The 7,340-nt window shown below is 43.7% G+C and carries 8 protein-coding genes; all 8 read left to right on the forward strand.

Annotation, left to right across the window (positions count from 1 at the left end):
- Positions 1–435 precede the first annotated feature (435 nt).
- Positions 436–1,083, forward strand: a complete 648-nt coding sequence (locus AC59IL_RS38500) for a response regulator transcription factor (protein ID WP_496557584.1) — start codon at positions 436–438, stop codon at positions 1,081–1,083.
- 140 nt (positions 1,084–1,223) lie between these two features.
- On the forward strand, positions 1,224–1,649 hold the full coding sequence (locus AC59IL_RS38505; RefSeq protein WP_496557585.1) for an RrF2 family transcriptional regulator: 426 nt from the start codon (positions 1,224–1,226) through the stop codon (positions 1,647–1,649).
- A 255-nt stretch (positions 1,650–1,904) separates the two neighbouring features.
- Positions 1,905–3,230: an adenosylhomocysteinase gene (gene ahcY, locus AC59IL_RS38510; RefSeq protein WP_496557586.1), complete on the forward strand. Its 1,326-nt coding sequence runs from the start codon at positions 1,905–1,907 to the stop codon at positions 3,228–3,230.
- Positions 3,231–3,811: 581 nt separating this feature from the next.
- Positions 3,812–4,444: a hypothetical protein gene (locus AC59IL_RS38515; RefSeq protein WP_496557587.1), complete on the forward strand. Its 633-nt coding sequence runs from the start codon at positions 3,812–3,814 to the stop codon at positions 4,442–4,444.
- Between the two features lie 176 nt (positions 4,445–4,620).
- Positions 4,621–5,340 (forward strand): DUF3307 domain-containing protein, encoded by a 720-nt coding sequence (locus AC59IL_RS38520; RefSeq protein WP_496557588.1) that lies wholly within the window; start codon positions 4,621–4,623, stop codon positions 5,338–5,340.
- Positions 5,341–5,463: 123 nt separating this feature from the next.
- Positions 5,464–6,393, forward strand: coding sequence for a DnaJ C-terminal domain-containing protein (locus AC59IL_RS38525; protein WP_496557589.1), 930 nt, complete (start codon positions 5,464–5,466; stop codon positions 6,391–6,393).
- Positions 6,394–6,404: 11 nt separating this feature from the next.
- Positions 6,405–6,689, forward strand: coding sequence for a chaperone modulator CbpM (locus tag AC59IL_RS38530; RefSeq protein WP_496557590.1), 285 nt, complete (start codon positions 6,405–6,407; stop codon positions 6,687–6,689).
- A 90-nt stretch (positions 6,690–6,779) separates the two neighbouring features.
- Positions 6,780–7,280 (forward strand): DUF4251 domain-containing protein, encoded by a 501-nt coding sequence (locus AC59IL_RS38535; protein ID WP_496557591.1) that lies wholly within the window; start codon positions 6,780–6,782, stop codon positions 7,278–7,280.
- Positions 7,281–7,340: the final 60 nt, after the last annotated feature.

The raw sequence follows: 7,340 nt of genomic DNA on the forward strand, positions 1-7,340 counted from the left end.
GTGGGGCGCTGGCGCCCCTGGGCTTCCTAAAAAGCTGCTTACTTAAAAACATTTTGATATACCTCAATATTTGTAACAAAAGTTCTTAGTTGTCGGGTAATTAAGTAAATTTTACTACGAATTACCAAACTACTGCTGCATGAACTGTTACAGACGGGCTTATCTTTGCTGTATCTTGTCTTCTATTGTGCCATTTACCGGGTCGAATCACATACCTGTTAAAAAAGCCTGCCGTCCCCCCAACATTAAACAAACTGCTCAAATAAAAATTCCACATCCGTTTTACCTGGGCTGAAAGGTTTGGTCTATTGATTAGTAACAGTTTACAACACAGTGGCGTATTCCGGTACTGCCCCTGAAAACCAATTGATTTGCACCCTTTAATCTTTGTTGGATCTAAAACTTTAACCTGATCAAAGATTTAACCTGCCAAACATGAAACGAAAAAAAATACGCATGGCCATTGCAGACGATCATGAAACCGTGATTGAGGGATTACTTTCAATTTTGCATAAACACGAATATTTTAAAGCGGTAATCATCACTACAAACCCACAGGAACTATTGCGCCAGATGGCCTGCACAGCCGTTGACATTCTATTTGCCGACATTGCCATGCTGTACCGTAACGGCCACGAGCTGGCCAATAAAGTAAAAGAGCTTTTCCCCGCTGTAAAAATGGTGGCGCTGTTCGAAAAAGGGCATCATAACATCGTAAACACCATGATCGAGGAAGGCACCTTATCGGGGTATGTTTTAAAAAGCACTGATAAACAGGCATTAACCAATGCCCTCGAACAAATTGTTGAGGGTATTTATTCAAACGAAAAGGTTGTGGTAAAGGCTGTGCCCGAAGCCCATGTACGCTTCAGGAAGCTGGAGCCGCATGAAACCCATTTAACCGACCGGGAGCTGGAAATCATCAGGCTCATAGAGCAGGAATACAGCAATAAACAAATTGCCGAACGGTTGTTTATCAGCGAACGAACGGTAGAAACCCATCGTAAAAACATCTTCCGCAAAACAAAAACGAATAGTGTTATAGGGCTTATTAAGTACGCTTACGAACATAAGCTGGTGTAAAGTTCACAAGTTGACAGGTTAACAAGTTTACAAGTTAACCTGTTAACTTGTAAACTTGTTAACTGACCTCAACTTGTCAACTAACTTTATTGACTATTCAAAAAAAAATTATACATTTCGCGCTTTAAATTGAATACCGCATGTTATCAAAGAAAGCGCAATATGCCTTTAAAGCCCTTATGTATATGGCCGATAAAAAGGACAATGAACCTATTCTTATAGCAGAGATATCGAAAAAGAAACGGATACCCCTGAAGTTTCTCGAAAACATTTTGCTTGAGTTGAAGAAAGCGGGAATACTGGAAAGTAAAAAGGGAAAAGGCGGCGGTTATTTCTTTAAAATGCCCCCTAAAGAAATTCCGCTGGCAAAAATTGTTCGTTTAATCGACGGACCGATTGCCATGCTGCCCTGTGTAAGTTTATACTTTTATGAACGATGTAAAAACTGCGACGAAAAGCAATGCGGATTGCACGATATGATGGTGCTGGTACGTGATGCCAATTTGCGAATACTCGAAAAGAAAACTGTAGCCGATCTTACCAAAAAAGATGGTGTAGTCAAATAATAGTATAAAAAAATCCCGACCCTGGTCGGGATTAAAATGCAAATAAAAGAAAGGCGTGAAATAACCATGGACAATGCACAATCCGTGGTTATTTCATTTTAGCCTGACAGTCATTTTGTTAATAACGTTGCACCACTCCCCTTTTCCATCCGTAAACTGGCTAATTAGCCAATTCGCTCAATTACCGGGGCTTATTGGCTAATTAGGACAATTACAGTAGATTTGCCGCCGAAAATAAACACTCAATCAGTTAATATGTCTACTCTCACCAAAAACATTGACTTTTCCCTTCCTTATAAGGTAAAAGATATCAGCCTTGCAGAATGGGGTCGTAAAGAAATTCGCCTTGCCGAAGCAGAAATGCCGGGATTGATGGCGTTACGTGCTGAATACGGACCTTCACAACCATTAAAAGGCGCCCGTGTTGCCGGTTGTTTGCATATGACCATTCAAACCGCTGTTCTTATTGAAACACTGGTTGCTTTAGGTGCAGAAGTGAAATGGAGCTCTTGCAATATCTTCTCTACCCAGGACCATGCCGCTGCTGCTATTGCCGCTGCCGGTATCGGTGTGTATGCATGGAAGGGCCAAACGATCGAAGAGGCAGACTGGTGCATTGAACAAACCCTGTTTTTTGGTAGCGCCGATCGTCCGCTGAACATGATCCTCGATGATGGTGGCGATCTTACCAACATAGTATTCGACAAATATCCCGAACTGGTACAACATATACGCGGACTGAGTGAAGAAACCACTACCGGTGTTCATCGCCTGTACGAAAGAATGGCAAAAGGTACTTTACCGATCCCTGCCTTTAACGTTAACGACTCAGTGACCAAATCGAAATTCGATAACAAATACGGTTGTAAAGAAAGTCTGGTAGATGCCATTCGCCGCGCTACCGATGTAATGCTGGCCGGTAAAGTAGCTGTGGTTGGTGGTTATGGCGATGTGGGTAAAGGTTCTGCCGCATCACTGGCCGGAGCAGGTTGCCGCGTGATTGTTACCGAAATTGATCCTATCTGCGCTTTACAGGCTGCTATGGACGGTTTCGAAGTGAAAAAGATGGTTGATGCCGTACAGGAAGCTGACATTATTGTTACCGCTTCAGGCTGCCGCGATCTGATCACCGAAAAGCATTTCCGCGCCATGAAAGATAAGGCCATTGTTTGTAACATCGGCCACTTTGATATTGAAATTGATGTAGCCTGGTTGAATAGCAACTATGGTAACACCAAGGACACTATTAAACCTCAGGTTGATTTATACAACATCGACGGCAAAGAGATCATTTTGCTGGCCGAAGGCCGCCTGGTGAACCTCGGTTGCGCTACAGGGCACCCCAGCTTTGTAATGAGTAACTCATTCACCAATCAAACGCTGGCGCAGCTTGAATTGTGGACCAACCACAAAAACTACGAGAACAAAGTATATGTTCTGCCCAAGCACCTCGATGAAAAAGTTGCCCGCTTACACCTGAAAAAGATTGGCGTGATACTCGATGAGCTATCAACAGAACAGGCTTCTTACCTGGGTATTCCCAAAGAAGGGCCGTTCAAGCCAGAGCATTACAGGTATTAATATCGCGTGAAACGGCAAACGTGAAACGTGAAAACGGTGAAACGTGAAAACGCGTGAAACGTGAGCCGTAAAACGTAAAAATAACAGGCCGTGCCCCGGTTAAATCTGAGGCGCGGCTTTTTTATTGCCTATTCACGTTTGCCGTTTGCCGTACAGTTTGCCATTTCCAGATTGCCGTTCACAATTGCTGATTGCCGATTGCCGTTTGCCGATTCACGATTGCCGTCCCTGCCAGCCGGCAAGGTTTGTTTTTTTATACCAGGAAATTACTGGCATACTGGCTGCTTTGACCCGCCAGGGACAGAATATTGGTAGAAACATTTTAAAAAATGAAACGTCCCGTAGGGACGAAACCATCTGTTGTGTACCCTCCATGTTTCGCCCCTACCGCGCCTTTGCGAAGCTTCGGCGAAGCAAGGCGAAACGATAAAAACCTTAATGATTTTTCTACCGACATATTGCGCCTAACGGCACTAAATTATATTATAAGCCAAAAACCTTATAAACATATAATATAAGCCTATAAACTTATAATTTGATAATATAAGCCCATAAGCTTATATTTGTATAAATCACGGGGTATGGATAAAGCACAGAAAGCAGTAGTTATCAGCGGAGATGTGATCGGTTCATCGGCATTGAAAACAGCGGCACGAAAAAAATTGCAGCAGTTGCTGGATGCTTTTTTTGAACAGGCCATTAAACAATGGCCCGATCTGCAGGTACAGCAATACCGTGGCGACAGTATACAAACCTTGCTTACCACCAACCGGCTGGCAGGGTTACGCCTCGTTTTATTATTTCATAGTTATTTAATAAAGAACAATTTTAAAATACGGCTGGCCATGGGAGTTGGTGAAATCAGTTATAAAACCCGGCAGGTGATCACCTCCGACGGATCGGCTTTTCAGGCATCAGGCCCCTGGCTCGATGCCCTTACCAAAAGCGGAGAAGTAATAAGCATTGCCGGCCCCGACGATGATTTTACCAATGAATGGCAGGTACACAGCGCATCATTAAACTTTTTGATTCAGCGCTGGTCGACCCAGCAGGCCGAAGCGGTTTATCTGCAATTGCAGGACCTTACCCAGGAAGCGATAGCTGCAAAATTAAAAATTAAACAACCGGCGGTATACTATCGTCTGCAGGCTGCGGGATGGCCGGTTGTGCATAAAATTTGTACCCGCTTTGAATCGGTTATACCAATGGTTTAATATATTTAACGCTGAACGCATAACGCTGAACGCTTAACGCCTGACCCAAAACGCGAATAGCTAAGGCGTAAACGCATTATGGGTTATGCGTTAGGCGTTACGCATTAAGCGTTTAGCGTTAAGCAATTTACGTATTAAGCGTTGGGCGTTAAGCGTTTAGCTTTAAGCATATTACTATGGTAACCTTATTTCAATGGATATTCGCACACCTGTTGGGAGATTTCATATTGCAAACGCGTGCCATGGTACGCCACAAGCAACGACTCAAAGGCCGGTCGTGGGTATTGTACCTGCATTGCATAATACATGGCGTACTGGTTTACCTGTTCGTTTCCTCCTGGAACCTTTGGATCATTCCCCTGCTGGTAATGCTCACCCACTTCATCATTGATTTGTGGAAACTGAACCAGACCGACAAAGTGGTGTACTTTATCGTTGACCAGGTTTTACATATACTTATATTATTTATTCTTTGGTGCGTTTTTGTGGCCCCCAAAAACTGGGTCTCGGGCAACTGGATCACCCTTTTGCATAGTCAGGCTGCCTGGGCAATAGCATCGGGCTATCTGCTGGTTACCTTTCCGTTATCGTTATTGCTGGCAGGCGCCACCCAGCGCTGGCGGCGCGAAGCCGAAGAAGGCAATGTGCGTTCATCCATCAGTTTAAACGAAGCCGGTAAATGGATCGGAATTTTTGAACGCATACTGGTATTCACGTTTGTGATCACCAGTCATTTTGAAGGTATCGGTTTTTTAATTGCCGCCAAATCAATATTACGCTTCAACGATATCAAAGGGCACGAAGCCCGCAAAGAAGCCGAATACATTCTTATAGGCACCCTCATGAGCTTCTCTTTATCAATAATGATAGGCCTGGTGGTGCGGAGTTTTATTTAAAGTTATAAATATCGAATGTTGAATATTAAATGTAGAATGTTGAAATAAAAACAACTTCAAAATTTTTCATTGGACATTCGATATTCGATATTTCTACCATTGAATTTCTCTTTAACTTACATTATGAGAAATCATACCACCATGGACTTTATCGATTATTACAAAATTCTGGGGGTTGATAAAAATGCCTCCACCGACGATATCAAAAAAGCCTATCGCAAATTAGCGCGTAAGTATCATCCCGATCTGAACCCCAACGACAAAGATGCCCATAAAAAGTTTCAGCAGATCAACGAAGCCAATGAAGTGCTGAGCGATACTGAAAAACGAAAAAAATACGACCAGTACGGTAAAGACTGGCAGCATGCCGAACAATTTGAACAGGCCCGGCAGCAACACCAGCGTGCCCCCAATCAGGGACGTGAGGAATTTTTTACCGGCGATTTTGGCGATGGCGATTTTTCCGATTTCTTTGAATCGCTGTTTGGCGGCGCACGTACAGGCCGCAGCCGCAGCAGCAACGTGAAGTTCAGGGGCGAAGATTACAATGCCGAGTTGCAGATACAGCTTACAGACGCCGCAAAAACCCATCAGCAAACATTTACTATAAATGGCAAAAATGTTCGCATCAACGTGCCCGCAGGCATTGAAGACGGCCAGAAAATAAAATTAAAAGACTATGGCAGCCCCGGCATAAACGGCGGACCAAACGGCGATTTGTACATAACATTCACCATCATCAATAATACGCGTTTTAAACGCACCGGAAGCGATTTGCACACAACTGTCGACCTTGATTTGTACACGGCTGTATTGGGCGGAGAAACAACGATAGACACACTCGACGGCAAAGTTAAACTCCAGATAAAACCTTTAACCCCAAACAACAGCACCATTCGCCTGAAAGGAAAGGGATTTCCCGTTTATAAACACGAAGGCCAGCATGGCGATCTGTACATAACCTGGCAGATTAAACTGCCGACCCGTTTATCTGAAAAAGAAAAAGAACTGTTCAATGAGCTGGCTGTCCTTGCAAAATCATCAAACGCATAAATTACCCTGCAATGTCGAACGAACAACTGATACCGGCCACTGACTTTTGTACATCGCACGATATTGAAATAGGGTTCATTCAATCGCTGCACGAATACGGATTGATTGAAATAACCACTATCGAAGAAACCCGGTTTGTTCATATGGAACAATTGCCGCAACTGGAACAGTTTATGCGGCTGCATTATGAACTGGATATCAATCTGGCCGGCATCGACGCCATCGCCAACCTGCTGCAACGTATAGAACAAATGCAGAACGAGATCAGAATGCTTAAGAACCGCCTTAAAGGGTGAGCCCCTTTTTGGAAGGTGACCAACCCTTTAATTTTAACAAACAAATAATACGGCCCCATCGTTTATAATATACAACGTAAACGATGTTATATGAAAAATACAACGAACCTTTTTAAAACAACCCTGCTGTTGCTGCTCGTGACCATAGTCGCATTACCGGCAACAGTTTCAGCCCAAAATAAAAAAGCAGATAAAGAGGCTCAGATAAAAAGCCTGGTCGAAGGAAAGAACTTCGTTTTTAAAGCACAAACCGCCCTGCCCACAACAGGCATATCACGGCAATTGACTACTGATTATGATCTGCGGATAACCAAAGACACCATTGTAAGCGACCTCCCCTATTTCGGTCGTGCCTATTCAGCACCTATGAACCCAACGCAGGGACCGCTGCAGTTTACCAGTACCAATTTTCAATATACAATGGCCGATAGAAAGAAAGGCGGCTGGGATATTATGATAACGCCCAAAGATGTACAGGACCCGCGGCAAATGGCCCTGAGCATCACTGAAAGCGGCTATGCTTCGCTGACTGTTACAAGTACCAACAGACAACCTATTTCATTCAATGGTTATATAACCGCCAAAAGATAAAAAGCAGATAACATTTAAATTGAGTAGGAAGGTAGCGATTAGTTCGCTACCTGTCCCCTC

This window comes from Niastella sp. sgz303648 (genome assembly GCF_059587045.1).